The organism is Pantoea eucalypti (assembly GCF_009646115.1).
Taxonomy (GTDB): domain Bacteria; phylum Pseudomonadota; class Gammaproteobacteria; order Enterobacterales; family Enterobacteriaceae; genus Pantoea; species Pantoea eucalypti.
Window position 1 is genome coordinate 67,441 of the sequence record NZ_CP045721.1, and the last position, 26,606, is coordinate 94,046.

The following is a 26,606-nucleotide window of genomic DNA, read 5'->3' on the forward strand; positions in this document are numbered from 1 at the left end:
GTTATGATCGCTGTTCATTCTCATCCCCAAGACTCCTTTGCAGTTCATCCAGCATCAGCCGCAGGGCGGCAGACTGATGCTCGCGCGAGAGATACAGTCCCCAGATGCCAATGCGTCGGGGCTCATAATCGGGCAGTAAGTTCACCAGCTTACCCGCTTCCAGTGCACGCCGGGCTTCCTGCTCAGGTACCATTGCTATCCCACAATGTGCAATGGCTGCATCACACAACAATAGTGAGATGCCAGCACTGAAGTTCCCCTTAACAGCAGCTGTGATTTTCTCTCCATCCGCCGCCGTGAAATGCCAGCTTTGTCCGGCGAACTGGCTGTAGTAAAGACAGTTATGCCGCGTCAGATCATCCGGGGTTTGCGGTATGCCATGCTTCTGCAGATATTCCGGTGAGGCGCAGAGCACAGAGCGACATTCCCCGAGGCGGCGCGCGATAGCGCCCGGCTCTGGCGCATCCGTAATACGAATCGCGAGATCGATACGCTCACTGATCAGACTCACGGGCTGATTATTAATGTCCAGCTCAATGCGCAGTGCAGGATAGCGTGCCAGAAAGTCAGGGATCACCGGCCCGACAAGATGCAGCGCCGTGAAGTGGGCGCAGGCGATGCGAAGCGTTCCCGCCGGCACGCCCTGCGTGGTCTCCTGCTGGATCGCTTCTGAGAGCAGGGCCAACTGACGGGTCTTTTGCAGGGTCGCCTCACCGGCAGGCGTCAGGGTCAGCCGACGCGAAGAGCGATGCAGCAGACGTGTTCCCGCCCACCTTTCCATCTCCTCCAGATATCGGCTGACCATCGGACGAGAGATCCCCAGCGCACGTGAGGCGGCACTCAGGCTACCCAGTTCACAGATTCGGTTGAAAACAGCGGCTGCCGTCACTCTGTCCATCTCGTTCACCTGCCCGGATTATGAAACTCAGCATCTCTGATTGCGGGAATTCTATCAGATGGCGAGAGGCGTAGAATAGCGCCATCGACACTGAACAACGCCCGATGCAGATGCCTGAAGCGGGCCTTTACTTCTGAGGATTCACAATGAAAACCACACTGTTACCTGTGATGTTAATTCTGGCTTCGGCTTCCGCTAGCGCCGCCACTCTGCAACTGGAAACCTATAATCCGCAGGAGAAAGGCATTTTCCCTGTCTCTTCCACACTGGTTTCCGGGCCAACCGAAGCAATTCTTTTTGATGCACAGTTCAGCACCCAGGACGGTGAGAAACTGGTGGAGATGATTAAAAAGAGCGGTAAAAAGCTGAAGGAAGTGGTGATCACCTCTGGCGATCCTGATTTTTACTTTGGTCTGGAACCGATTGTTAAGGCCTGGCCGGATGTGAAAGTGGTTGCCGCGCCTGCGGTCGTGAAGCATATCCAGCAGACGCATGATGCCAAACTGAAATACTGGGGTCCTCAGATGAAGCAGGGCGCGCCGGATAAAGTGTTTGTTCCTGAAGTGACTCAACAGACACGCTTTAGCGTCGACGGCGAGGTGCTGGAACTGCGTCATCCTGAGCAGTACGCTGCCTACGTATGGATCCCTTCTGTGCGCACCATTCTGGGCGGTACGGGCCTTGCTTCCGGTATTCATGTCTGGACCGCTGACACCCAGACCGTTAAGAGCCGTGCAGAATGGCGTCATATCCTGACAGAAATGAAGACGCTGAACGCAACGAATGTCATTCCTGGTCACTACCTCGGGGCACGTCCTGAGGGTTCCCAGGCTGTGGATTTCACACTGAATTACCTGAAGAGTTTTGAAACGGCATTGTCACAGCACAAAACCTCAGCTGGCGTGATTGCCGCCATGAATACGGCCTGGCCGAAACTGGCTGAGCCGGCATCACTGGAACTCAGCGCTAAAGTGAATACTGGCGAAATGAAGTGGTAAATCTGTAACGGGTCAGTTAACCGCAGCGTGCGCAGCCGTTTAGCGGTTAACGCCCTGGAATAAAGCAGAGAGGTCCAGGCGCTATTTCTTTGTGAGATAGCGCCTGTCATCACGCGCCTGCAACCGCGCTTCCGCCGGAGTCGGGAAGATATAGTGAAACAGATCGCGGTAAAAACTCAGATGCTTCAGTAATCCTTCCTGAATAGCCCGGCTGATGTCCTTAATCAGGAACGCCTGGGTTGTATTGAAGTTAGCGATACTGAAAAAGGTTTTGTCATAGACGTTCACCACCCCTTCCCATTTCATCACCTTCTCATCCGGAGATATCCCTTCTGAGGCAACAAACATGCCTTTATGGGATTTCACGCCCTGTTTACTGATATAGGTAGTTAACGCGTCATAGCCACGCTTATTGCGCCAGCGACAGAATTCATACGGCACATCGTAATGCGGCAGCACAAAGTCAGGCGTGCGAAAATGTTCATCCCCAATCAATCCATCCAGCGTGACGGTGAAATGCAGAAAATCCTGCAGGAAATCGAACTGGCGGGTTTTGGTCAGAGTAACATTGATGGTGAAGTGACCCGCCTGTACAAACCAGTAATTGGTGAAGCCGGTGACCAGAATACAGAATGCCTGCCAGTCACTGAGTTTTCGATCTCCCGCCAGTCCCCTGAAACGGCTGATCATCATCCGCGATTTTGGGTGCTGATACGCTTTCAGCAGCGGATCGTTCATACCCTTCAGTAACATCAGGCACACTCCTTGATAGATTGCGCTTATCCTGCCACGCCCTGATCAGGGTGAAAAGTGTCGTTGTTCTGAAACAGTCTGAACTGATCGTCACTATGATGTGAGCCCGGTGCTTCTGGTAGCCGGAAGGCTCAACGAATAATGCGTTCATGTCTTATCCCCTTCCCACTCAGGTGACAGGCTATCCTTAGGTTGAGGGCAGAACTTATTCCTTTTCTTAATGCTGTTAACTGATGCTCTGGCCTGCTGTACGTATCAGCTCACTCACTTCCGCCACCAGCTTACGAACCTTATCAGGGATAAAACGGGCGTCCGGGAAAACGGCATAAAGATAGCGGTCAGGAAGTCGCCAGTCCGGTAAAACCCGTACCAGCCTGCCGGAGGCCAGCGCGTCTGCGCCAATCAGCAGCTGTAATCCGCCGATCCCCAGTCCCGCCTCAAGGGCCTGCATTAACGCCTCACTGTTGTTAGAACGAAACACGGTTTTCACGGGAACAGACACACTTGTCATCCCGGACACCAGCTGCAGCGGCGCATCAGGCAAAATACCGCTAAAACGTATGTGAGGATGCCGCTGTAAGTCATCGGGCGTTTCCGGCATACCGTTTTGCGCTATCCACTCAGGGGAAGCCACCAGTACGGTTTCAACCGTGATCAGTGAACGGGCCGCCAGCGTGGCAGGCGGTGACTCGCTAAGGCGGATCGCCACATCAACGCCCTCCGCAATGAGGTCTGAAAGACGATCCTCAAGCGCGATATTCAGATGCAGCGCAGGATGCGCCTGCTGAAAGGCGATCAGATGCGGCATCAACCGGTGCCCTATGCCGCTCGGCAGCTGAATATGCAGTTTGCCGTGAAGCGGCTGCGTGCCAGGCCGCAATTGCTGTTCAAGTTCCTCCATCGCACTGAGCAGTTGCCTGACCTGCTGCAGATAGTGCTGACCCTGCTCCGTGAGCGCCATTTTTCTCGTCGTTCGGTGTAGCAGCACTACGCCCAAGGCCTCCTCAAGTGCAGCGATCTGCTGGCTCACCGCCGACTGCTTCATGCCATTTTGCCGTGCCGCCGCTGAGAAGGATCCCGCTTCCGCTACACGGACGAAGGTCTGAATCGCAGTCAGTTTGTTCTGCATTTATTGATTTTCCTGATAAGTGATATCCGGTTCAGGGGATTTAATCAGAATAACGCGCAGGTGAGAATGCGGCTTCTCTCTTAACAGGGTAATGATCATGAAAATGACGCAGGATAAAAAGGTTGCGCTGGTAGCAGGGGCCAGCGGGATTATCGGCCAGCAACTCAGCCAGGCGCTGGTGGCCGATCAATGGCAGGTGACCGCGCTGACGCATCAGTCAGACCTGGCGATAAGCGGAACCGAGGTTATCGCGGTGGATTTGCGCGACGTGGAGCAGAGCCATGAACGGCTGGCCTCACTGACTGATGTGACCCATATCTTTTACAGCGCATGGCTGAATGCCGCCGACTGGGAGTCGATGGTCGGTCCAAATCTCGCCATGCTGCAAAATCTGGTGCAAACCCTTGAAAATATCGCTCCGCTTGAGCATGTCAGCCTGATGCAGGGATACAAAGTGTATGGCGCCCATCTCGGACGATTTAAGACGCCGGCGCGGGAAAGCGATCCCGGCGTGCCCGGTGCCGAATTCAACGCCGCTCAGTTGAACTGGCTGAGCGCACAACAGCAGGGTAAAGCCTGGCACTGGAGCGCACCACGGCCCGGCGTGGTCGGCAGTGACCGGTCAGGCAACGTCATGAATCTGGCGCTGAGTCTGGCAATCTATGCTTCAATCTGTCGTGCAGCTCAGCTGCCTTTACGCTTCCCGGGTTCGCTGGAAACCTGGAACAGTATGGTGGATTTTACCGATGCGGCATTGCTGGCTGACGCCACGATCTGGGCAGCGCGCAACGCTGACGCACGCAATCAGGCGTTTAATATTAACAACGGCGATCTCTGGCGCTGGAGCGAGCTGTGGCCTGTCATTGCAGAATGGTTTGCGCTGGATATCGCGCCGCCCGTTTCACTCTCTTTCCGCCAGATGTTCAGGGACTATCGTACGCTGTGGCGAGACATCGCTGCAGATAACACACTCGTCGAGGCCGATATTCTGGCGCTGAGTGACGGGACTTTCGCTGATTTTGTCTTTGGCTGGAATTACGACATGTTTGGCGACGGCAGCAAGCTGCGTCGGGCAGGTTTTAACGGTTATCGTGCAACGGATGAGATGTTCTGCGATCTGTTTGCCCACTTCCGGTCATCGCGAATGATTCCGTGATAAAACGGTAAAGCGCAGAGAGCGGGAATATCGCTCTCTGCCTCAGGAAGATTTTAGCGCCCTTTCTTCTTACGTCCCGGCTGCACAAAGCGCTTGCGTGAAGCACCATTCGCATCGGCTTTTTCAGCCGGTTTAGCGGCACGCTTCTGTGGCTTACTCGCGGCGGCAGCTTTCGCCGGGGCTTTGGCTTTCTTCGCCGGTTTGTCTTCTGACGAGGAGTTCTCCAGCAGTTTAAACAGCTCTACGAGTTCGTCGTCGGTGAGATCGCGCCATTCACCCAGCGGTAACCCTTTGAGATTGACGTTCATGATGCGGGTACGCTCAAGCTTCGTCACTTCAAAGCCGAAATGCTTACACATACGACGGATCTGGCGATTCAGCCCCTGAACCAGGGTAATGCGGAAGACAAACGGGGCTTCCTTTTTCACTTTGCATTTTTTGGTCACCGTGCCCAGCATCGGCACGCCTGCGCTCATCCCGGCAATAAATTCATCGGTGATCGGCTTGTCGACAGTCACGACATACTCTTTTTCGTGATTGTTACCGGCCCGCAGTATCTTGTTGACCAGATCGCCATGATTGGTGAGGAAAATCAGGCCCTGAGAATCTTTATCGAGTCGGCCAATCGGGAAGACGCGCTTGCTGTGATTGACGAAGTCGCTGATGTTATCGCGCTCGCCTTCTTCCATCGTGGTGATGATCCCGACGGGCTTGTTCAGGGCAATCAGCACCAAATCGTCTTCGTCGCGCGGCTCGATCAGCTGACCATTCACTTTCACCACATCGCCTGCAAATACCTGCGCGCCCACAGAGGCGCGTTTGCCGTTAATGAAAACGTTGCCCTGCTCGATATAACGATCGGCGTCACGACGAGAGCAGATGCCGCTCTCGCTGATGTATTTATTGAGACGAGTTGATGAGTCAGTCAGCATGATTCCTCCAAAAAACGCGGACTATACCTTACCGGTGGGGGGCTTGCGAAGCCTTTGTACGGGAAACTTTTGCCACTTTTTGCCCGCCTGGCCGTGGTCCGCATTTACAGGTCAATCGACATCTCCATACAACGCAACGCGCAGCCCGCCAGCTTTGACGGATAAAGACTTTCTCCCAGCGGCCGGAAACCATGCTGCTCATAAAAGCTCACGGCGTTTGGCGTCGACTCAAGCGTTAAGCGGCGATATCCACGCTGCAGCGCCTCCGCTTTGATAGTGTCAATGATCCGGCCCGCCATTCCCTGTCCGGCGAAGCCTGGCAGCGTAAAAATGGCTTCGACGCTGGCGGCAGCGAGATCAAGCGATCCTGTCGCCACCGGCACGCCGTCCGGACCATCAATCACGAAGAAGAGATTCACGCGAATCATCGCAGGAAAGCTGGCGGGCATGCGGTCCGGCGTCCAGGCGGCAAGGACATCGGGAGGATAAACGTGCTGACAGCCGTGACGAATGGCCAGATTACGGATATTCCATAACGTGTGCGCCTCTTCGGGCGATGCCTGTCTGACAATCATGATGCCCTCCGGCTCCTGAACAGAGCCGTTACGTTAGCACACCGCGATGCGGGGATCTCCAATCCCTGACAGGTTCAGATGTCGTCAGCCATTACCTCTTTGCGTAATGACAGACGACAGAGTTTAAAGCAGAGCAGTTAAAAGCGGGCGTTAAGTCCGACGTTCCATGTCACCTGATGCGTGTCGCTGTTGCCTGCCACTGCTGAGACGCCCGCAAAGGCATTGACCGATGCGCCAATCGGCACACTCGCCCCGACCGCCATATCGATCCAGTTATCGTCACGCGAGCCGCTGTTGCGGGTAAAGGCGGTGCGTGTCGATTTCAGTCCGGCGGTGACGGCAGAGTCGGTATCACCAAACTGGTGGTTATAGCTGACCTGCGCCCAGGGATTGATTAACAAATCCTTACTGTCGATACGCCAGCCGACGGAGCCGATTTGGGAATGCAGTGTCTGGTCGCCAAAGCGCATAGAAGTACTGCTGTTCCCCTCTTCTTTATACCCATCGACCTGGGTGTAATCCAGCGCATAGCTTGCCATCGGGCCGGTGGAGACATAGCGACCCAGCGGCAAATCCCAGCCGGTCTGTACCCGCATTCCCAGCACTTTGCCATCACTGCTGCCCTTTTCAGTACGTGTCGCGGGTCCCAGCCTGATCTGACGCTCAATATCATCAAAGTTGAGATCGGCATAATGGGCATCCGCATTAATCCATCCGCCATCGAAATAATTGAACTGACTCCAGAGCGCCACCAGATTGCCGCGTAAACGGTAATCAAAGCGCGACGAAGGATCCTGGCGTTGCGAGGTGGCGGAAAGCATCGCGCCGGCCTGCCAGTGATCGGTCAGCTGATAGCCCACACCTACGGTGCCAGTGGCGCTGGTGGCATCGCCATCAGGCAGGCTGTCACCGCGAAAATCTCGCTGTTGCCCGGCATAACCGCCGAACACAGTAAACTCGCCAGCGCTGGCGGGCTGCTGACGCTGCTGCTGCAGATGACCGTCGAGCGTGTTATGCGCATCGCCCACCAGCATCGACGGTGCCTGAGCTAGCGCCGCCACCTGCAGCGGCGCATTCAGCACCGACTCAATATAATCGGCGATCAGCGCATGCACTGCCGGGCTGGGATGCAGCCGGTCGGCGAACAGATATTGCTGTGACTGAGAAAATCCAGGCGTCGAGGAGGTGCAGTCCATTGATGAGACACCTGGCGGGCAAGCCATGCCCGCCGTATTGCTGAGTCCATACAGACGCGGATTATCAATCACCTCATTAAACAGGCCATTGATATCCACCCGCGCGATGTTCCCGCGTGCTGTCAGCAGACCCTGCTCTTCAGCCTGATTGTAACGATCGGTCAGTGTCGCAGCCTCCTGACTCAGTAATTGCCAGGCAGCAATCAGCTGTTGCGCAAGAGCATCCCGGATAAGTGGAATCGAAGAGACCTGTCCCGCCGCCTCGTTTAGCGCAGTTTCAATCGCCTGCTCTCTTGCGGCCCGGTCAGGCGTGGTGGTGGTGCTCAGCGACTGAAACAGCGCCGCCGTCGCGGGTTGCGCAGCCGGGCCAAGTACCTGCAATATCGCCTGCAACAAAGCAGGCGTTGCGCCAACATTCGGCACCGTCGGCACAATCACCGTTCCGGCCCCGGCATTCAGCAACCGGCTGACCTGTGAGGCCGCTGCACTGGCACTGTTATCCACGATCTGCTGTGCAGCCAGCGGCGCCAGGGCTGCCGCCGCCAGATCATTACCACCAATCCAGTGAATGTAGAGACCGTTCGGGTCAGCCCGTCCCCCACGCGCCGCAAGATAGCTATCAAGTTGATCCTGGGTATTAAACAGCGGATTGATCGCCGGCACTGCAACCGCGCCACCCTCGGCATAGTTGTTACCACCCAGGGATGAGGGACGCAGGGTATCGCCCAGCGACTGCGCCAGAATCTCGTCATAAAGCGGATGAGTCGCGCCATCGTAGGTAAAGCGGCCTACGTTGCCGCCATCACTCAGGCTATCGCCAAACACGGTGAGATCGCTCCATGCCGCAGCAGGTAAAGGGGACAACAGGCTCAGGGTCGCACAGCAGAAAAGGTATTGCGCGTGAAGGGGTTTCATCAGCAGCTCCGCACAAATCAAAATTTTGAGAAAAAAAGCGTCGTAACCGCACCCACTGGCGCAGCAAGCTGTAAGCGTAGTCGTCTCAGAAAATGGGCGGCAGAAAAGACGCGATCGCGGTCGCAAAGCCGAAAAATTTGGCTTAAAGATGAGCCGGAAAATCCGGTTAACCTGAAAGGCATACCGCTTCGGCTCAGTAGTGATGACTACTTTTTGCTGACGGGTTTCAACCCGCGATTGAGATCCTGTAAACGCTTCATAGTTTTCACCGTGCGCTGCGGCAGCGTGGAAGCCACCGACAGGATTAGCATCTCCAGGCAAACCATAATCGTGCCGTGCAGGGGAATGCGTCCCTTCTCACCGCCACGGGGCACATTGATCACTACATCCGCTTCTCTCGCAAAAAAGGAGTCGGTGGCATTAGTCAGCAGAATAACCGGGATGTCGAGCCGCTTTGCTTCTCGCACCACGGCCGTGCCTTCGCGGTGTGCAGACTGCTGGGCCATCATCACCAGCACATCGCCGCGCTGAAGCGCCAGCATTTGTTCTGCCAGTGCAATACCGGCGCGATTCAGGGAGAAGGCGGGGAGACCAATACGGTTTAGCAGCCGCACGCTGTAGTCCGCAAGAATCCCCGAGGCATTAATGCCAAAGATAGCGACTTCCCGCGCTTCGCCCAGCAGCGCGACGGCATCCGCTACCGCCACCCGATTATGCGGTTGCGACAGCACCTCACAGGCATAACGATGACCATCCAGCACAAAGTCGATGGCGCTGTTCACATCGCTGGTCACCTCACTGACGGTGGTGATCATCTTATCTTCTGAAGTCAGCGAGGGACCAAACCAGGCCTTAAGCGTCTGTTTGAGGTCGCGCAGACCGCTAAAACCCAGAGCCTGAATAGCGCGGATCACAGTGGCATCAGAGGTGTGATTCGCTACGGCGATCTCAAGCGCGGTGCTCTCCAGTACCGTTTCCCGCTGTTGATCGATATAGCGCGCTACGGCCAGCAGACGCGGAGAAAGCTGTTTTTCGCGGGCACGAAGGCGTTCAGCGACCACATCCACTCTGTTTTTAACGGGTCTGTTCTGTTTCATGCTGCTCCTGCTGCTGACCTTACAAATCTGTAATGCTCACTCCCGGTCTGATCCAGGCGTGACAATTTCAGGTCTCAAAAATGTAGTGAAAGCCTCATTACGCTTTACATTTCACCTGAAAAAGCCAGGGATTAAACACTACTCCTACATCCCACAACGAATAAATAATCATTATTATCAATGATATAAAATCATACCTGAATTGTTTTTTTATAAAAAGTGACGCGATAAAAATGTAGTAAAAACTCTTCAAATTTTGTTTACTACTACATTACCTGATGTTTGAATGATTCTCAATTACAGATGAGAAGTATTGTCGTCCGGGCAACGTCATGATGTCTGAACGCTGATGCGCTTCTCCTCTGCTTAAAGCGCTGCATATTGCAGACCACCTCCAGGGAAGCCCTGCATGACCGACAGCCATCAGGGCGTATTAGCTTCAGAAACTGCCAGTAACAGACACGAAAAAAATGAAAAACAAAGACACACGATATCCGGCCCGACACCCTGCTCTGGTCATGGCGATTTTCGGCAGCATTATGCTGCCACAGGTCAGTGCAGCAACCGACAGCGCACCGGATATGACCGTGACCGCGGATGCCAGTCCAGAGGGAAATTACAGCGCCAGCGAGACCAGCGTTGCCAGCAAAATGCCCACCGCGCGACTCGATGAGGTGCAGTCGGTCAGCGTGGTCACGCAGCAGCAACTGGAGGATTTTCAGGCCAGCTCACTGGCAGATGCGATGCGCTTTGTCAGTGGCGTCTCGGAGGCGAACACGCTGGCAGGCACCGAAGATGGCTTTGTACGGCGCGGTTTTGGCAGCAACGCCGATGGGTCGATTTACCGGGATGGTATCCGCAGCAGCCAGGGTCTCAATTTTGATGCGACGACTGAAAGGGTTGAGGTGCTGAAAGGTTCCTCTTCCCTGCTGTATGGCATTCAGAATCCGGGTGGCGTTATCAATGTGGTCAGTAAAAAGCCGCAGTATAACTGGCACTCCAGCGTCACCGGACGGTATGCCAGTGAGGGTGGCGGTGCTGGCACGGTGGATGTCACCGGTCCGTTGGGCAACGGTTTTGCCTTCCGGCTAATCGCCGAAAAGCAGAATCAGGATTACTGGCGCAACTTTGGCAATGAAGAGCACACACTACTTGCGCCATCGCTGCAGTGGTTCGGCGAGCAGGCCAGCTTTCTGATCAGCTATGCGGACTATCGCTATGACATCCCGTACGATCGTGGCACCGCGTTTATCGACGGCAAGCCGATTGATATTGGCTACAAAGATCGTCTGGATGATAAAGCTAACCATGCCTGGGGCCATAACAGAACCCTGAATGCCCATTATGACTGGCAGTTTAATGATGAGTGGCGCACCCGGTTAACGCTTGGCTGGAACCAGCGGCAATATGATAATAATGAAGTGCGCGTAACGGCGGTGAATGCCACCAGCGGCGTGGTGACACGTCGGGCCGATGCCAATCGCGGGTTTAACCACAAAACCAAATATGTAAGCTGGGATCTGATGGGCAACCCTGAAATCCTGGGGATGCAGCACGCGCTGGTGGCGGGCACCGACTATGAGATGAACCAGACTTATCGTGCTCATCAGTATCAGGGCAAGGTCAATCGCCAGTTCAATTACTTAAATCCCGACTATGACATGCTGTCGCCGGTCACAGACGCCAGCACAGAGAACACCGCTGCGGCTAATAACCTGAACCGTATCCATAGCCGGTCGCTTTACGCTAAAGACAGCATTTCACTGACACAGGACTGGATTGTGGTACTGGGTGGTCGTTATCAGCATTATGAGCAGCGTGCCTCTCGTGGCTTCAATCCGCAGATTGAAACCCTGAACGATGAGGGCAATAAGTTTCTGCCGCAGGCGGGAGTCATCTACAAACTTACCCCTGACCTCTCTTTCTACACCAGCGTCAGCAAATCTTTCACGCCTTCAACGGATGTGGATGATGAGGGTAACGTCGGCAAACCTGAGCAGGGAACCAGCTGGGAAGTGGGCAGCAAATGGCAGCTGTCGCCGAAACTCCTCGCCACCGTGGCGCTCTACCGTATCGATGAAAGGTTGATGTCGCTGAATATTAATGGCAGCACGCGAGCCATTGATAAAGCCCGTTCGACCGGTGCTGAGTTTGAGCTGAATGGCGAAATTGCGCCTGGCTGGGATTTGAGTGCGAACTACAGCTATGATCAGGCAGAAATTGTCAGTGACCGGGTTAATCCGGATAACAACGGTAACCGTCTGCAGAATGCCCCGCGTCATGCCGGTGCGCTTTACCTGAGTCATGAAATGCAGGTCAGCGGCCTGCCCGGCTCGCTGCGGCTCGGCGGCGGTGCGCGATATGTCGGCAGTCGTGCAGGCGATCCCGACAACAGCTTCACCCTGCCCGACTACGTAGTGGCTGACAGCTTCGTCGCATGGAAAAACCGCCTGTTCGGCGAAAAAACGGAGCTGCGTCTGAACATTAATAACCTGTTTAACCAGCACTATTACACCTCAAGCGGCGGCAATCTGCGCGTCCGTGAAGGCGAAACCCGCAATCTGATGGTACAGGCCCGTGTTGAATTTTAAATCACTTCGTTCTGCATTGCTGATGCTCGGCGTGATGCTGGTCAGCGCGGGCGTACACGCCCGCACGCTGACCGATATTACCGGTCGCCAGGTCACCATTCCTGACCATCCGCAGCGTATTGTGCTGGGTGAAAGCCGGATGCTCTACAGCGTTGCGCTGCTGACACCCGTCAATCCTCTGCAAAATATCGCTGGCTGGCCGCAGGATCTGAAAAAGTATGATCCTCAGACCTGGCAGATTTTTGCCCGCCGGTTCCCGCAGATGGACGCTATTCCGGTACTGGGCCTGGATGGCGTTAATGACATGAATCCCGAACAGGTTATCGCGCTAAAGCCTGACGTGGTCATCCTGCCACAGCTGGCACGCGGCAGTGAAAGCGGCCTGGTACTGGAGAAAATGCTCGCGGCGGCGAATATCCCGGTGGTGAAGATCGATCTGCGGGTTGATTTGCTAAAAAATACTGAGCGCAGCATCACGCTACTGGGCGAAGTACTGAATCAATCCCAGCGTGCGGCTGACTTTAATCGCTTCTACCGCAGCCACATGCAGCGCATTGCGAGTCGTCTGGCGGGTTATCACGGCCCGAAGCCATCCGTGCTGTTGCAGTTGCACTTGGGACGGCGCAGTGAATGTTGTGTCACCTCGGTAAACGGCAATCTGGGTGAGCTTCTGACGTTTGCGGGTGGCAAAAATATAGCCAGTGAGCAGATCAAAGGTGTGTTCGGGCGGCTGAGTGAGGAAAGTGTGATCGCTGCTCAGCCGGATTACTACTTTGCTACCGGCACTGGCAGCGCAGATGAAGTGGGTGCGTTAAAACTTGGCCCCGCTGTCACCGCAGCGCAGACCCGACAGAGCCTGCTGGCACTGACAGGTAAGCAGAATGCCCTGAAGCAGCTCACCGCCCTGCGCGACGGTCATGCCGGTGCTATCTGGCACAACTTTTACCTCAGTCCCTGGCACGTAGTAGCAACCGAATTCTTTGCGACCACGCTCTACCCGCAGCTGTTTCATGACGTCGATCCTGAACAGACACTACGGCAGCTGTTCCGTGATTTCCTGCCAATCCCCTATTCGGGCAGCTACCTCTACAGACTGGCACCCGAAGTGAAACCGGAATCAGGCCGCTGACAGTCCACGATTTTTTACCCGAACGATATCTGCCATCACCGACAACGCAATTTCCGCCGGCGTTTTGCTGCCGATGGGCAGACCAATGGGCGCATGGATGCGGTCCAGTTCCGTCCGATCCAGACCGGCGATCTGCTGGAGTCGCGCGCGCCGTTTCTCGCTGTTTTTCACCGAGCCCATAATACCGATATAGAACGCGGGTGTGGCAATCGCTTCCATCATCGTCAGGTCATCAATGCGCGGATCGTGGGTCAGTGCCACAATCGCCACCGCAGCGTGCGCCCCGTTCAGCTCCAGCCAGCGCGCCGGATGCTGTGACACCAGCGTCACATTGTCCGCGCCGCTGAAGTGCCTCTCCAGCTCTGAGAGCATCTCCGGGCGGTGCTCACAGACCCGCACATGAAAACCCAGGATCTGCCCAAGCCGGATGCACTCATAGGCTACGGTTGAGTAGCCCGCGATCAGCAATTCCGGTATCGCGCCAACAGGCAGCAACATCTGCGCCTCGCTGGCATCCAGCTCAGGCAGCACACGATCGCTGGCGATAACTTCCCATTGTGCGCGTTCACCAGGCCGTATCATTTTTACCATCGGCTGTTGCCCGCTCAATGCGCGTTGCATTGCCGTCAGCAATGCCAGCGTAGCGTCATCAGGCGGCAAATATTCAATGGCGATCTCCAGACTACCGCCGCACGGCAAATTAACGTCAGGCCGAATTCCGCCCTCACCATAGCGCACACGCTGACTGCTGGCTCGATAAGCACCCGCCGCCAGTTGCGCCAGAAAATCCTCTTCTATGCAGCCGCCCGACAGTGAGCCGCAGTACGCTCCGGCTTCATTGACTGCCATCAGCGTGCCCGGCGCGCGCGGCGAAGAGCCATAGGTACGCAGCACCGTACAGAGCCAGACATTCTGACCTGCCTGGCAACTACTCAATGCCGCATTAATCACGCGTTGATCCAGCGTTATCATGAAAATTCCTTTATTAACTGCAGATCAGCGGGGAGATCGATATCGCACAGGCAACCGCGATCATGAAGTGGCAGCCTGACCGCCTGTGACTTCACCATCGCCTGCGGACCGGCATCGCCCTGCAACACGCTCAGCATGGGATAGCATTGCTGCTGAAAACCGACCGGATGGCCTGGCCTGCCGTCAATCCACGGCCTGACGATAGGCGCATCCGCCAGCGCGGCGCTGACGGCGCGATAGCTTTCCGCCGTGACAAATGGCATGTCGCCCAGCGCAATCAGCCAGCCGTCGTAGTCGCGGCTGGCGTGAACACCGGCAGCGATCGATTCGCCCAGTCCGCCGCTGTTACACAGCACTAAAGTTGCCTGCCTGCAGAGCGTGTGAATTGCCGATGCGTCGGGGCGTGTGACGACGAACAGGTCAAGCCCGCTGGCAGCGGCCTGCTCCAGTGTATGTTGCAACACCGGTTTGCCTTCCAGATCAGCCAGAAGCTTATGCTCGCCTGCCTGCTGGCGAAAACGGCGACTCAGCCCGGCGGCCAGTACGACCAGCGCTATCCTCACTCTCTTTCTCCGCTCAGCGTGCAAAACGGGCGCAGGCTCCAGCCCACGCCCGTAAAATGACAATTCGACCGGCTGTCAGCCGGTCAGAATCAGGCTCAGATAATTTTGTCGAGCGTAATCGGCAGGTCGCGAACGCGCTTGCCAGTGGCATGGAACACCGCATTACTGATCGCTGCCGCCACGCCGACGATACCCAGTTCACCCACGGGTTTACCGCCCATCGTAGTCGCCTCGAAATCGGGCTCGCCCACGTTGATGGTGGTAATGTCAGGAATATCGCCGTTAACCGGCACCAGATAATCCGCCAGGTTGTTATTGATTACCCGGCCATTACGCGGATCGATGATGCCCTCTTCCATCAGTGCCTGGCCGACACCCATGATCATGCCGCCAATCCACTGACTGCGCGCCAGTTTAGGGTTGTAGAGACGGCCGCTGTCGAGTGCCGCGACCATCCGTTTTACCCGAATCGTGCCAAAGTCTTCATCAACCCGCACTTCAACAAAATGCGCGCTCCAGCTGTGAGCAGAGAATTTTTCAGGACGGGTACCATCATTGAGGTTGCGGACCATCTTATCGCGCTCACTTTCTGACATATCATCCGGGAAGGTCCCGCCTTTCACCGTGAGACTCTCCGACGGTGCCAGGCTCGCCAGCTGCGCGAATGAGACGGCCAGGTTACTGTGCTGAGTATGCTGCACGCCGTCGCCTTTCAGGGTGAGCTGAGAAGCCGGTGTCCCTTTCAGCGGCGACTGAGCCAGCTCGCTTGCCAGCTTCAGTAACTGGTCGCGCATGCGTTTAGCGGTGTCGTCCACTGCGGCAGTCACGTTGCCGGCCAGCTGCGAACCGCCCGCTACGCCTGTACGCGGCAACTCGGTATCTCCCAGTTGCACCTCAATGGTGCCGGAGGCCACGCCCAGAATGTCGGCAGCAGTCTGCGCCAGAATGGTATAGGTTCCGGTGCCGATATCCGCACCACCGCACTGCACCACAAATTTGCCCTGCGGCGTCAGGATGATTTTCGCTTCTGCGGGCAGCTTATTGACCGGATAGGTGCCGGAGGCCATACCCCAGCCAATCAGCTCACGCCCCTCACGCATTGAACGCGGCGTCATAATCCGCTGGTCCCAGCCAAAGGCTTCAGCCCCTTTCTGATAGGCTTCTTTCAGTCGGCGTGAACTCCACGGCAGATCGAGCTGATAATCTTTGTCTGCCCAGTTGCGCAGACGCAGTTCCAGCGGATCGATGTTCAGGGCATAAGCCATCTCATCCATCGCCACTTCCAGTCCAAAGGCGCTGGGGTTTTCGCCTGGCGCGCGCATCCATCCCGGTGTAACGGTGTTGATCGGCCTGATCTGATGTTGAGTGGAGACGTTCTCCACCGCATACATACGCGCTGTAACTTTGCTGCAGTTCTCGGCAAATTCGTCGATCAGTGACGTTTCACTGAAGCTGCGCTGGATAATCGCCTGGATTTTGCCGTCACGCGAGGCACCCAGCTCCAGCTGCTGAGAGGTAGCAGCACGTCCGCCGAGACCCGTAAAGGTCTGCGGACGGGTCAGCGACACCTTGATCGGGCGGTTAAGCGCCCGCGATGCCACACTCGCCAGCGCGACGTGGGTATAGGGCACTGGCTTTGAACCAAATCCGCCGCCGACATAAGGCGAGATGATGCGCACGTCTTCAACCTCAATGCCCAGCCACTCGGCGATCTCTACCTGTGCGCCCGCGACCCACTGGCTTGGCTCCCAGACAGTGATGCGTCCATCCTGCCACTGCGCCACACAGGCGTGCGGTTCCATTGGCATATTGTATTCGCGCGGCGTGGTGTAGCGCTGACTCAGACGCACCTCAGCCTGCTGCATCGCTGCCTGCGCATCGCCCATGTTGATATCCTGCTTCGAGACCGGTTTCGGCTCTACGCCCTCATCAGTTGCAAAAATCAGCGCGGGTGAGGTTTCATACTCAATTTCAACCAGCGAGGCGGCATAGGTCGCCTGCTCGAAGGTCTCTGCCACCACCAGACCGATATTCTGCCCGTTGTGAATAATCACATCGTCCTGAATCGGGGTGTAGGTTGACTGCGCCGCGCCCCCATCTGCAATGGCAGTAGGTTTGTTGATCTTCAGGCTGTTCAGATGGGTATAAACCGCCACCACACCCGACGCCTGCTGCGCCTTGTCGGTTGACATGCGGCTGATACGACCGCTGGCAACGGTAGACTGGATCACCACGCCATAAAGCGGATTTTCCGGCTGATGTTCAACCGCATAACGCGCTTCACCAGTGACTTTCACTTTGCCGTCGCCCCGCGTGCGAGCGGCGCCCAGCCCTTCAATCGGGTTGTCTGCAGCTGAGTTCGCCTTCACTGCATCCTGAGGCGCGTGGTCGTTTACGTCACTCATGCGATTTCTCCTGCTGCCATCAGCGCGCGTGCAATGACACGCGGCGCCAGTTTTGCTTTATAGGCGTTATGTGCCAGCGCCTGCGCTTCCTGGGTAATCAGTTCTGCGGCCCGGAACACTGTCTCTTCATTAAACGGCTGGCCTTCCAGTGCCTGCTCCACGGACCTGACGCGCCAGGGTTTGGTCGCCACGCCGCCCAGTGCGATATGCACCTGACGCATCACGCCGTTCTCCAGCGTAAAGCCTGCGGCGGCACTGGCTGCAGCAAACTCATAGGAGCTGCGGTCGCGGACTTTAAGGTAGTGAGAGTGCCGAAGAGAGTCGGTTTGCGGCACTTCAATCGCCACAATAATTTCGTCATCACGCAGATCGTGCTCACGATCAGGCGTGTCACCTGGCAGCAGGAAGAAATCATCCATTGCGATGCGGCGGGTTTCGCCCTGCTGATTCTGCAGGACCACAATGGCGTCAAATGCCACCAGTGCGACCGCCAGATCGCCGGGATAAACCGCAATGCAACTGTCGCTGGCACCCAGAATGGCATGATTGCTGTTAACGCCATCCAGTGCGGCACAGCCAGAACCCGGATTGCGTTTGTTACAGGCAGTAAAGGTCGCCGGATCGCGGTAATAGGCGCAACGGGTACGCTGACGTAAATTGCCGCCCAGCGTCGCCATATTACGAATCTGAGGAGACGCAGCCTGCCACAGGCTGCCGTAGATTGCCGGTGCATTCTGCTCGCAGTCGTGATGATCGGCCAACTGACTCATCGTGACCAGCGCACCGGCCGTAATTTTATCGTCGTCAAACTGCAGATTTTTAAGCTCGCTTAATCCGCTGATGCCAATTAACTGGGGTGGCGTGAAGACGCCACACTTCATCAGATCGAGCTGCGTGGTGCCGCCCGCCAGCAACTGACTGCCTGACTGCTGTTTAAGGGATGCGGCGTCCTGAGGCGTCTGCGCGATTTTCCAGCTGAATTCATTCATGCGGACTCCTTCGCCATCTCAGCAGCGGCCTGTTTAATCGCATCGACGATGTGCGGATAAGCCCCGCAACGGCAGAGATTGCCGCTCATATATTCACGGATCTCATCATCTGAACCGGCGTGGCCCTCTTTGATACAGGCGACAGCGGACATAATCTGGCCCGGCGTGCAGTAGCCACACTGGAAGGCATCATTTTCCATAAAGCAGCGCTGAACCGGATGCAATTCACCTTCGGTGGAGGCCAGGCCTTCAATGCTGGTGACTTCAGCGCCGTTTGCCTGCACCGCCAGCGTCAGGCAACTCAGCACCCGCTGACCATTAATCAGCACCGTGCAGGCACCGCATTGTCCCTGGTCGCACCCTTTTTTAGTGCCGGTCAGGTTCAGATGCTCGCGCAGTGCATCGAGCAGGGTGACTCGCGGATCGACCTGCATCTGCTGCGACTGGCCATTGACCTGCATTGTTAGCGATATTTGTTCCGACATTGTCTGCTTCCCATTGTTGTGGGCTAAAAGATGGTTTTTATTGGTATTTTTATGACGGGAGTGAAATCGGGGAAATGGTGATAACCCTAATCTTTACACGCGTATCTCTGCTTTTAGGTTTAGCAGCTTTTTGGCGATTCGGGGAAGATCAGGATAAAAGACAGCGTTATCTGAGGTGAAAAGAAGATCAAAGCGTTATAAAAGTTAAAGCATAACGATTTCATCTCTATGATTTTATGGGCTTTAAAGTCTAACTTGTTGCTATGTGTCGTTCAGAAGACTTCTGGAACTGCCTTGTTAACTTTCCCAAAAAGTTAAACACTCAGGAATTGCCTGAATCGACAATCCTGTTTAAGCCAGAATCCGCTGACGGAATATGCAACGTTGAGTCTGCTACGAGATGGCCATTTTCTCGGTTCAGTGAGGCAATGAGGTGCCAGAACGCCTGGCACACACATCAGGCTCCTCTTCTGGCCCCCTGGTGGCTTAGAGTATTTGTGGTGGGATAAAATGGGTCATTACCAGTATGAAAAACGAAATGTACAAGCGTCATCTCAAGGTTATCCATATTATCTGTTAAGCGTGCAGAAATGCTCTATCCTTTCGGATAGTAATACTACAGGCTGATTACTCACCATTTCGTTGACGTAAAAGAATCACAGACTTTTTTCTGATTAGCTTCCACCGATGAGATGTTGACAACGATTTCTGGCGTCCCAGTTATATTGAGGATTTTTTATAAAATCAGAAGCAATTTTGGCACGATCTGAATTAACCGTGATGACATAATCAGACGAAATTTCCCGGACACCATATTCAGTATCAATAAAGTAGTGTTTTCCTGGCTGCGGGATAAATGGCACCCATTGAGAGAGTAAATACGTTTCCTGATGCTTAGTTTTTTTTCCTTTTTCGTCATAATCGCTTTTAATCGTGTTGAGCTGCTGAAGAGCCATGAGCCTGCCCGGTTTTACCTTGCCAGTCATAACGTGACCTGCAGAGGGTATTAAATTTGACTCAAGTTGATAGCGCTCAGTTCTGTCATAACAACTGCCTTTCTTCTCATAGACAGAAAGATAAAATGTGCCCACAAATCCTTTTGGATTTATGGCCACTACGGTCGCTGCATCTTTACCTTCGTAATTTTTATAATCGAGGGGAAGAAGCGTAGAACAACCCACCAGGATAATAGCAGGGCATATTAACACTATTCTCTTAAATTTCTTGATGGCATGCATTTATTTTATCTTCCTGATATTCAGATTCTGGACGCCTGCCGCGAATAAAAAACTAAAGGTATTTATAAAAAATTCTATTTATCGCGCAATTAAACGTAATCGCAGACCAAGTGAGTTTAAATTTCACTCAGCCAGCTATTTTTAGCCATAAAAGCCATGCAGGCACTCTCTATCTGATGGCCTTATTATCAGGACGATTAAAAAGCCCGAAAGAGCTTTTTAATCGTTTTATGGCGTGCAGAGCCGAATCAGAATCGGTATTGCAGACCCGCGGTGATCGTGTAGTTTTTATTCGAGATACCCGCGGCATCTCCACCAATTGATGCTGAATCACCGGAGAATCGGTCAATAATCTCTGTGCTGCCTTTGCCTTCTTCATATTTGCTGTAAGTAAATTCGGCAAAAATTTTGGCGTCAGGTGTCACATAATATCCTGCGTCGACTGATGCGCCGTAGTACCGGGAATCAGTCGCTTTCTCGCGAAAGGTGAGATCGCGCATGTAGTGCTCGTCGTTATCGTGTGCACGGACCCAGTCACTGAATTTAAACAATGCGTTAAATTCGAAGTCGTTAATACGATACTGGCCCGCAAGACCAACGTAAGGCATTGAAAAACGCTGGCTGTAGCCAATGCCACGTTCACCTCTCGGGAAATCACCCGTCGATGCGCCGTTATCGTAATTGTAAGAACCACCAAAGGCGGTCCAGCTGAAACGGGTTTCCTGATAACCAGCCGTCAGCCCGGCCTTGTAGTTATCGCCTTGTAACACCCAGCCCTTAACATTGAGATCGTATTCGTTGGCGTAATTAACATCCGTGCGGGGATGAGATGAATGGTCTGTCCAGGCTGACTGATTGTCATCAAGCCAGTCATAGTCATCCATATGACCGGAACCGGACGCCAGGGAAGTCCAGCCTCGCGCATTCAGCGTCAGAAATGAGTATGCATCCCAGGATAGTTCGCCTTTCAGAATAGCCACATTCTTTATTTTCCAGTCCAGTTTGCTGACTTTGCGGCCTGTTTCTGTGTCGTAAACCAACTCATGAGATTTGCCACTCAGCATCCCGGCTGACGTCGAGACAGTAAAACTTTCCGGAGAAAAATTCGGTGAAAACCGATCTGAATCTGCGCAGGCTCCGCCTGACAGCGTCGCCATCATCATCACTGCAACGGTACTTTTTTTCATTTTAATCCCATCTCCTTGAAGGTAATCCTTGTACAGCAGCGCCATTCTTCTCATTCAATGGCAGCTGCACTTCTATACTCACCTGTGGGGCAGAAGCCCCGAAAAAACGAAATCCTGCGCGATGGTGCATGTGAAGTCGGAGATTTGTTAACAACTCACATTATCGCTCGCAGGTTTGAACAGTTAAGGCAAATTCTTTAATCGGCATGTCATCAGGAAACATTAATTATTTTTGCCATTTCGCACTTTTCTGGCGGCCCGGTTATGGCCAAACCGCGGAAGTGAGCTTCACCAGGCATTCACCTCGAAAAACGTCATTCACAATGCTGTCTCCTGACCTCCCGCCAAAAGAGTGATTAATGAGCGGCCAGGCGACTTGATTCTCAGCGTTACCGTTCAGGTTGGGACACTGCTGAAGAGCGAATCTTGATATAAAGCGCAATCAGGATTCCCTGTTTCCATGCTTCTCTTACGGCAGACTATTAAATTGCAGTAGCCTCTGAAAGCCACGTATTCCCGGCGCCCTGCTCGCCTTCTATCAGGCATCCTTAAGGCGCGCGAGCATGCGGTTTCTGTAAGCGTAGATGATTGCGCAGAGTAAAAGGCTGAGCAACGCAGTACAGATAAAAACGCCCGCCCCGGTCATCGCCAGCATTATCCCACCGATCAAGGGTCCGACAGCGATTCCTAGCGTCGACAACATTGAGGCGCCAAGATATGCACCGCGATGCTCTGGTGGTGCCAACTGATCAAGTAAAATGTTCAGATTTGGCATCAGAATCGCTTCGCCCACACTAAAGACACTGGTCACAGTAAGCCAAAGCCATATCTCCGTTGAGCGTGTACTAAAAAAGCAGATCTGAGATAGCGCGAAAATAAACCCACCAAGAAGAATGCGCTTCGGCAGGGAAACGGTAGCCAGAAACCGCATGATGAACGTCTGGAAGACCAGAACGGTGCAGGCATTTGTCACCAGTATCAGGGTAATCAGCTTAATGGCGGCGTCGCCATTCAGTAACAAGAGATACTGCGGCAGAATAGCTTCGTAATGGATAAAAACAACACTGCATAAAATGCTGCACAGCAGCCCCGCAATATAAATGTTATCCCTCGCGATGATACCGATAACCTGATGCAGTTTAACCGTTACCCCGTCTCCATCCTGCTCCTTCACAAGTTTTCCTGCGGGGATAAACAGCAGCACATAAACGAAAAAAGGAATATAGGTAAGCCCGGTTATTAAAAAGGTGCCCTTTTGCGATGTCAGGCCAAATGCAATTCCGACCAGCGGGCCGAATACCGCTGCGACGTTGATAAGGTAATAGCGCATTTGCAGGGCAAGCGCACGACGACGACGATCCACCAGCAAATCACTCATCAGTGCGCGCAGCGGCGGATCAACCCACGCAAAGGAGACGCCGATAATCATCAGGCCAATAATAAACAACCTCATCCCGGCGGCCTGCGCCAGAAGACTATACCCCAGCGCTGAAAACCCGCAGCCCAGCAGCAGAATAACGCGTCGCCCCAGCCTGTCTGAAATCTGCCCACCGTACATGCCTAGCACCACCGAGAACAGTGCACTGCTGGTCATTGCCACACCAATGGCGATCGGCGACATATGATAATTCTGCGTCATGATGACGGCGATAAACGGCCATGCCATGAAATAGCTAAAGCGTATAACCAGCGTAAAAAAGAGCAGTGCATGAACTGTCGCCGGAAAAGATTTCAGCGTCCGGAATAATCCTGTTTCCGTACATTCCTCAGCCGCAGGTCTGGTCGTCATAAAATATCCTTATTTTGTTTCTGTAAGTACTACGCAACGCAGTGTGCATAAAGCCTTAATATTAATAAGATTATTCTCCAGGACACGCAATCCAAATGTTAACTAATTGTTTATTTCCCCAGCTTATAGGGTAAAGGCTCCTGTTCGGAGAGCAATGTAAGGAAAAAAGTAATGCAGGGAATTAAATGCGGACATTACTGCTGGTCATGAAGGTGACCCGTTACCGAAGCCGTTCTGGTGAGCGCGTTGGCTGGCTTTAAGCGTTTAAATGTGGAGAAGAAATGAAAAACAGGGTGGCCAAAAATAGCCTGGGCGGGATTCAAAACTCATATTGCGGATAGCATTAAACGATTCGCGCAGTAAGCGCAACGCGGCGCTGATATCCACTGAATTGCGTTACTGCGCATCAACATGTTTATTTGTAAATATCAGCGGTGCCAAACAGGACGTTATTGCCTCCCGCCGCCACGATACGGTAGCTGCTGGCTCCCGCCGCCTGCGCTTTTGCTGCCAGATTGTCTTTTAATTCAGAAAGCGTAGTTGAGCCGCTGCTGTCAGAGACGCTACCGATAAGGGTCTTACCTTGTGGCATGGTGGTTTCCATTGCAGCAAAGCTGGATACAGAAACAGAGCCCAGAATTACAGCGGCCAGAATCATTTTTACGTTTTTCATATGTCACCTCAGAAAGTGGAATTCGCCAGGGGAAGCAAACGGTAAACTGTTGCTGCCCGATGTGAGAATTACACCATCGCAATGTATCGGTAACATATCGACCAGGGGTGAAAAGTGTACCGGAACTTCGCTTTTTGCCGTTATTACACACTGCGATACAAATCAGTAAAGGTTATCCGGCAATGTCACCGTCACCCGCAAACCGCCCTGTCGGCGGTTCGTCAGTGTCAGCTCACCGCTTAATGACGCCACCAGCTGCTGGGCAATGGCTAAACCCAGCCCGGTTCCACCGGTGGCCCGGTTACGCGAGTTCTCGATGCGATAAAAAGGCTGCATCACCGCATACATCTCTTCCGGTGGGATGCCGGGTCCGCGATCCAGCACCGCTATAGTGATCTGACCTGCATCCTGTTCCACCACCACTTCTGCGCTGCCCGCGAACTTCAGCGCATTATCGATCAGATTACTGAGCGTTCTGCGCAGCGCGTGCGGTCTGGTACTAAACGACCCGTGAAGTTTTCCCTGCAGCGTTACCTGCTGCCCCGTGTCCTGATAATCGCAGACCAGGCTGTCTATAAAAGCATGCGGCTGTATGCGGCACGGTTTTTCATCGCTGCTTTCACTGGTGCGCGCATAGGCCACGCCTTCGCGAATCAGCCGGGTCATCTCCTCAAGATCCTGCAGCAGTTTGCTCCTGACGTCTGTCTCACTCATCATTTCTGAACGTAGACGGATACGTGTTATCGGCGTTTGCAGATCGTGGGAGATCGCCGCAAGAATTTGCATGCGCTCTTTGAGATAGGCACTCATTCGCTGCTGCATGGCATTAAAAGCCCGTGCCGCATTGCGCACTTCAACCGGCCCCTCTTCCGACAGGCGCACCGTTTTATTTGAATCGGGATGCAACTGTTCTGCAGCCCGTGTCAGATCTGCCAGAGGCCTGACCGCGCTGCGCACCGCAAACCAGGCGGAGCCAAACAGCAGCACAAACTGCGCAACGAGTACAATCGGTAACCAGCGGGCAAACGGCATATTACGCGGGGCCAGATCAATGCTGAGCGGGCTGCCATCACGTAAACGCAGATGCGCCATCATCTGAGCACTGTTATCAGGATTAACGCTGAAGCTCAGGGGATAGCGCGGGCCAAGCGCCCGCGTCAATGCGCTGGCCGTGTCCTGCAGGCGTTTTGTCTTTGGCGGCTGGCCCAATGGCGTAGCGTACATCAGATAATGATGATTACTGCGATCGAGACGTGTTGCCCATGCAGCGCGTTCACTGGCAGGAAGGCGATCGAGAATCGCAACGCTGGTGGCCACGTCATATTCCAGATTGCCCATCATCATGGCTTTGGCACTTTGCGCCCGCTCCAGCAGCAGCAGTCCCAGAGTTAATCCATTCGCCAGCAGTAACCCAAGCAGCAGAATCAGCATCAGCCGTGAGGCGAGGTGTTTAGGCCACCATTGCATCAGACGTTTCACGCGTTGGCCTCACGCAGTTCCACCGGCATCGCAAATACATAGCCTTCGCTGCGCACCGTTTTGATATAAAAAGGTTCGCGGGCGTCATCGTTTAAGCGTTGACGTAAACGGCTGACCAGCAAATCAATGGAGCGTTCGAATAACTCGGCGTCTCGCCCCTGCGTCAGATTCAGCAACTGATCGCGATTAAGCACACGTTGTGGATGATCAACAAATACCCGCAGCAGGCGATACTCCGCGCCGCTGAGTGCCACCATCACGCCCTCTTTGTCCACCAGGTTACGCGACGTGGTATCCAGCACCCATTCGCCAAATGCCACAATTCGCGCCGCTTCTGAAATAACAAGATTGGGCGGCATCATGCGCGTACGGCGTAAGACCGCTTTTATTCTGGCAAGCAGTTCACGCGGCACGAACGGTTTGACCAGATAATCATCTGCGCCCATTTCAAGCCCGATGATGCGGTCAGTCTCTTCGCTTCGCGCTGTTAACATCAGCACTGGCGTGCCTTTATGTTTTCCACTGCGCAGTTCACGACAAAGGGTAAGGCCGTCATCGCCCGGCATCATCACATCCAGCACAATCAAATCAACCGGCATGCTATCGAGAAAGCTACGCATTTGCCGCCCGTCGGCGACCTCTGTCGTACGCAGACCGTTCTTTTTCAGGTATTCCGCAATCAGGCTACGAATTTCACGATCGTCATCCACGATCAAAATGTGATCGACATGTTCCACAGCGCAATCCTTATTTTCAGAGGGTGTGCAAACCGCTGTCAGCTTATCGCAGTTATATCGTTAGCGTTGCCGGCTTTGTACCGGAGTGTATCTCCCTTCCTCATCGATCCTGCGTCACCATCATGACGGGCGCGGCATTTGGCCAGAAACATTCCGTCATCCTGCTACATAAAAATACAAATCTCTTTCTCCGGGAAACAGTACCGATACAGGGCTTTGCTTTTATAGGCCAATGAAAGGCCAGTCCGGCCTTTGCTATCCGGTAAAGGGCTTGCTATGAACCGTACTCTTCGCTGTTTCCTGATTGCTAATAGCCTGCTGATTTTGAGCCAGAGTGCAGGCGCACATGATCACCCCAGTGCCAATGCAACTGCCGTTCTCCAGGAGCAAGGCTTCTGGAAAGAAAATGAACAGGCTATGGACACCATGATGTCTCGCATGGCTATCGAACCTACCGGCAATGTTGATGAAGACTTTGTTGCCATGATGACACCGCACCATCAGGGCGCCATGGATATGGCCGTGGCTGAGTTGCGATACGGCAAAAACGAGCAGCTCAGGCGTATTGCGCAGGAGATCATTGTGACCCAGCAACAGGAGATCGTCGCGATGTATCAGGCGCTGGGTAAACCTCTGCCTCCGGCCGCACCCGCTCCCGATCAAGTCCAGCCAGATTCTGCGCCTGCGGCTCCGCAGGGAAACTAAGCCACACCCTGTGGC

At 54.1% G+C, this 26,606-nt stretch carries 23 protein-coding genes; 5 read left to right on the top strand and 18 right to left on the bottom strand.

What is annotated here, in order from left to right; genetic code table 11:
- Position 1: 1 nt before the first annotated feature.
- Complete coding sequence (locus tag EE896_RS19120; RefSeq protein ID WP_003848163.1) at positions 2–898, bottom strand: LysR family transcriptional regulator; 897 nt, start codon at positions 896–898, stop codon at positions 2–4.
- 146 nt (positions 899–1,044) lie between these two features.
- Here EE896_RS19120 and EE896_RS19125 point away from each other — a divergent pair, with 146 nt between their 5' ends.
- Positions 1,045–1,896, top strand: coding sequence for a Vmh family MBL fold metallo-hydrolase (locus EE896_RS19125; protein ID WP_140915635.1), 852 nt, complete (start codon positions 1,045–1,047; stop codon positions 1,894–1,896).
- 81 nt (positions 1,897–1,977) lie between these two features.
- Here EE896_RS19125 and EE896_RS19130 read toward each other — a convergent pair whose 3' ends face one another.
- Both EE896_RS19130 and EE896_RS19135 read right to left on the bottom strand, forming a co-directional pair.
- Positions 1,978–2,649, bottom strand: coding sequence for a hypothetical protein (locus EE896_RS19130; RefSeq protein ID WP_140915634.1), 672 nt, complete (start codon positions 2,647–2,649; stop codon positions 1,978–1,980).
- Positions 2,650–2,875: 226 nt separating this feature from the next.
- Positions 2,876–3,778 (bottom strand): LysR family transcriptional regulator, encoded by a 903-nt coding sequence (locus EE896_RS19135; protein ID WP_140915633.1) that lies wholly within the window; start codon positions 3,776–3,778, stop codon positions 2,876–2,878.
- Positions 3,779–3,875: 97 nt separating this feature from the next.
- Here EE896_RS19135 and EE896_RS19140 point away from each other — a divergent pair, with 97 nt between their 5' ends.
- Entirely contained in the window at positions 3,876–4,934 is a 1,059-nt protein-coding gene (locus EE896_RS19140; protein WP_140915632.1) for an SDR family oxidoreductase, read from the top strand.
- 53 nt (positions 4,935–4,987) lie between these two features.
- Here the strand turns inward: EE896_RS19140 and rluF are convergent, their stop codons facing one another.
- From rluF to EE896_RS19160, 4 genes are all read right to left on the bottom strand, one after another.
- Positions 4,988–5,866: a 23S rRNA pseudouridine(2604) synthase RluF gene (gene rluF, locus EE896_RS19145; protein WP_003848152.1), complete on the bottom strand. Its 879-nt coding sequence runs from the start codon at positions 5,864–5,866 to the stop codon at positions 4,988–4,990.
- A 104-nt stretch (positions 5,867–5,970) separates the two neighbouring features.
- Positions 5,971–6,441 carry a GNAT family N-acetyltransferase gene (locus EE896_RS19150; RefSeq protein WP_140915631.1) on the bottom strand — a complete coding sequence of 157 codons (471 nt, stop codon included), beginning with the start codon at positions 6,439–6,441 and terminating at the stop codon, positions 5,971–5,973.
- Between the two features lie 137 nt (positions 6,442–6,578).
- Positions 6,579–8,552 carry an autotransporter outer membrane beta-barrel domain-containing protein gene (locus EE896_RS19155; RefSeq protein ID WP_140915630.1) on the bottom strand — a complete coding sequence of 658 codons (1,974 nt, stop codon included), beginning with the start codon at positions 8,550–8,552 and terminating at the stop codon, positions 6,579–6,581.
- Positions 8,553–8,758: 206 nt separating this feature from the next.
- The gene (locus EE896_RS19160) at positions 8,759–9,649 is read right to left on the bottom strand and encodes a MurR/RpiR family transcriptional regulator (RefSeq protein ID WP_003848148.1); all 891 of its coding nucleotides are present in this window, start codon (positions 9,647–9,649) and stop codon (positions 8,759–8,761) included.
- A gap of 470 nt (positions 9,650–10,119) precedes the next feature.
- Here EE896_RS19160 and EE896_RS19165 point away from each other — a divergent pair, with 470 nt between their 5' ends.
- Both EE896_RS19165 and EE896_RS19170 read left to right on the top strand, forming a co-directional pair.
- Entirely contained in the window at positions 10,120–12,240 is a 2,121-nt protein-coding gene (locus EE896_RS19165) for a TonB-dependent siderophore receptor (protein ID WP_140915629.1), read from the top strand.
- A 34-nt stretch (positions 12,241–12,274) separates the two neighbouring features.
- Positions 12,275–13,369 carry an ABC transporter substrate-binding protein gene (locus EE896_RS19170; protein WP_167518487.1) on the top strand — a complete coding sequence of 365 codons (1,095 nt, stop codon included), beginning with the start codon at positions 12,275–12,277 and terminating at the stop codon, positions 13,367–13,369.
- Here EE896_RS19170 and EE896_RS19175 read toward each other — a convergent pair.
- The 11 genes from EE896_RS19175 to EE896_RS19225 all read right to left on the bottom strand — a co-directional run bounded on the left by EE896_RS19175 (position 13,358) and on the right by EE896_RS19225 (position 25,886).
- Positions 13,358–14,341, bottom strand: a complete 984-nt coding sequence (locus tag EE896_RS19175) for an XdhC family protein (RefSeq protein ID WP_140915628.1) — start codon at positions 14,339–14,341, stop codon at positions 13,358–13,360. The two genes, EE896_RS19170 and EE896_RS19175, sit on opposite strands and share 12 nt — an antisense overlap.
- Positions 14,338–14,904 carry a nucleotidyltransferase family protein gene (locus tag EE896_RS19180; RefSeq protein WP_140915627.1) on the bottom strand — a complete coding sequence of 189 codons (567 nt, stop codon included), beginning with the start codon at positions 14,902–14,904 and terminating at the stop codon, positions 14,338–14,340. Before EE896_RS19180 ends, EE896_RS19175 begins: the two co-directional genes overlap by 4 nt.
- 95 nt (positions 14,905–14,999) lie before the next feature.
- On the bottom strand, positions 15,000–17,309 hold the full coding sequence (locus EE896_RS19185; RefSeq protein WP_140915626.1) for a xanthine dehydrogenase family protein molybdopterin-binding subunit: 2,310 nt from the start codon (positions 17,307–17,309) through the stop codon (positions 15,000–15,002).
- On the bottom strand, positions 17,306–18,298 hold the full coding sequence (locus EE896_RS19190; protein ID WP_003848134.1) for an FAD binding domain-containing protein: 993 nt from the start codon (positions 18,296–18,298) through the stop codon (positions 17,306–17,308). Before EE896_RS19190 ends, EE896_RS19185 begins: the two co-directional genes overlap by 4 nt.
- Complete coding sequence (locus EE896_RS19195) at positions 18,295–18,783, bottom strand: (2Fe-2S)-binding protein (RefSeq protein ID WP_008924558.1); 489 nt, start codon at positions 18,781–18,783, stop codon at positions 18,295–18,297. Before EE896_RS19195 ends, EE896_RS19190 begins: the two co-directional genes overlap by 4 nt.
- A gap of 674 nt (positions 18,784–19,457) precedes the next feature.
- A complete protein-coding gene (locus EE896_RS19200; RefSeq protein ID WP_140915625.1) occupies positions 19,458–20,021 on the bottom strand; it encodes a hypothetical protein in 564 nt (187 codons plus the stop codon).
- A 248-nt stretch (positions 20,022–20,269) separates the two neighbouring features.
- Positions 20,270–21,208, bottom strand: coding sequence for an omptin family outer membrane protease (locus EE896_RS19205; RefSeq protein ID WP_003848125.1), 939 nt, complete (start codon positions 21,206–21,208; stop codon positions 20,270–20,272).
- Positions 21,209–21,746: 538 nt separating this feature from the next.
- Positions 21,747–22,997, bottom strand: a complete 1,251-nt coding sequence (locus EE896_RS19210) for an MFS transporter (protein ID WP_140915624.1) — start codon at positions 22,995–22,997, stop codon at positions 21,747–21,749.
- 415 nt (positions 22,998–23,412) lie between these two features.
- Positions 23,413–23,670, bottom strand: a complete 258-nt coding sequence (bhsA, locus tag EE896_RS19215; protein WP_003848120.1) for a multiple stress resistance protein BhsA — start codon at positions 23,668–23,670, stop codon at positions 23,413–23,415.
- Positions 23,671–23,832: 162 nt separating this feature from the next.
- Positions 23,833–25,149, bottom strand: a complete 1,317-nt coding sequence (locus EE896_RS19220; RefSeq protein WP_140915623.1) for an ATP-binding protein — start codon at positions 25,147–25,149, stop codon at positions 23,833–23,835.
- Complete coding sequence (locus EE896_RS19225; RefSeq protein WP_039661624.1) at positions 25,146–25,886, bottom strand: response regulator; 741 nt, start codon at positions 25,884–25,886, stop codon at positions 25,146–25,148. Before EE896_RS19225 ends, EE896_RS19220 begins: the two co-directional genes overlap by 4 nt.
- A gap of 276 nt (positions 25,887–26,162) precedes the next feature.
- On the opposite strand from EE896_RS19225, the gene EE896_RS19230 reads away from it, so the two are divergent.
- Complete coding sequence (locus tag EE896_RS19230; protein ID WP_140915622.1) at positions 26,163–26,591, top strand: DUF305 domain-containing protein; 429 nt, start codon at positions 26,163–26,165, stop codon at positions 26,589–26,591.
- Positions 26,592–26,606 lie beyond the last annotated feature (15 nt).

Excerpts from the sequence above, each read along its gene's own strand:
- EE896_RS19120 (WP_003848163.1), bottom strand. The coding sequence starts at position 898 with ATGGACAGAGTGACGGCAGCCGCTGTTTTCAACCGAATCTGTGAACTG.
- EE896_RS19125 (WP_140915635.1), top strand. The coding sequence starts at position 1,045 with ATGAAAACCACACTGTTACCTGTGATGTTAATTCTGGCTTCGGCTTCC.
- EE896_RS19130 (WP_140915634.1), bottom strand. The coding sequence starts at position 2,649 with ATGTTACTGAAGGGTATGAACGATCCGCTGCTGAAAGCGTATCAGCAC.
- EE896_RS19135 (WP_140915633.1), bottom strand. The coding sequence starts at position 3,778 with ATGCAGAACAAACTGACTGCGATTCAGACCTTCGTCCGTGTAGCGGAA.
- EE896_RS19140 (WP_140915632.1), top strand. The coding sequence starts at position 3,876 with ATGAAAATGACGCAGGATAAAAAGGTTGCGCTGGTAGCAGGGGCCAGC.
- rluF (WP_003848152.1), bottom strand. The coding sequence starts at position 5,866 with ATGCTGACTGACTCATCAACTCGTCTCAATAAATACATCAGCGAGAGC.
- EE896_RS19150 (WP_140915631.1), bottom strand. The coding sequence starts at position 6,441 with ATGATTGTCAGACAGGCATCGCCCGAAGAGGCGCACACGTTATGGAAT.
- EE896_RS19155 (WP_140915630.1), bottom strand. The coding sequence starts at position 8,552 with ATGAAACCCCTTCACGCGCAATACCTTTTCTGCTGTGCGACCCTGAGC.
- EE896_RS19160 (WP_003848148.1), bottom strand. The coding sequence starts at position 9,649 with ATGAAACAGAACAGACCCGTTAAAAACAGAGTGGATGTGGTCGCTGAA.
- EE896_RS19165 (WP_140915629.1), top strand. The coding sequence starts at position 10,120 with ATGAAAAACAAAGACACACGATATCCGGCCCGACACCCTGCTCTGGTC.
- EE896_RS19170 (WP_167518487.1), top strand. The coding sequence starts at position 12,275 with ATGCTGGTCAGCGCGGGCGTACACGCCCGCACGCTGACCGATATTACC.
- EE896_RS19175 (WP_140915628.1), bottom strand. The coding sequence starts at position 14,341 with ATGATAACGCTGGATCAACGCGTGATTAATGCGGCATTGAGTAGTTGC.
- EE896_RS19185 (WP_140915626.1), bottom strand. The coding sequence starts at position 17,309 with ATGAGTGACGTAAACGACCACGCGCCTCAGGATGCAGTGAAGGCGAAC.
- EE896_RS19190 (WP_003848134.1), bottom strand. The coding sequence starts at position 18,298 with ATGAATGAATTCAGCTGGAAAATCGCGCAGACGCCTCAGGACGCCGCA.
- EE896_RS19195 (WP_008924558.1), bottom strand. The coding sequence starts at position 18,783 with ATGTCGGAACAAATATCGCTAACAATGCAGGTCAATGGCCAGTCGCAG.
- EE896_RS19200 (WP_140915625.1), bottom strand. The coding sequence starts at position 20,021 with ATGCATGCCATCAAGAAATTTAAGAGAATAGTGTTAATATGCCCTGCT.
- EE896_RS19205 (WP_003848125.1), bottom strand. The coding sequence starts at position 21,208 with ATGAAAAAAAGTACCGTTGCAGTGATGATGATGGCGACGCTGTCAGGC.
- EE896_RS19210 (WP_140915624.1), bottom strand. The coding sequence starts at position 22,997 with ATGACGACCAGACCTGCGGCTGAGGAATGTACGGAAACAGGATTATTC.
- bhsA (WP_003848120.1), bottom strand. The coding sequence starts at position 23,670 with ATGAAAAACGTAAAAATGATTCTGGCCGCTGTAATTCTGGGCTCTGTT.
- EE896_RS19230 (WP_140915622.1), top strand. The coding sequence starts at position 26,163 with ATGAACCGTACTCTTCGCTGTTTCCTGATTGCTAATAGCCTGCTGATT.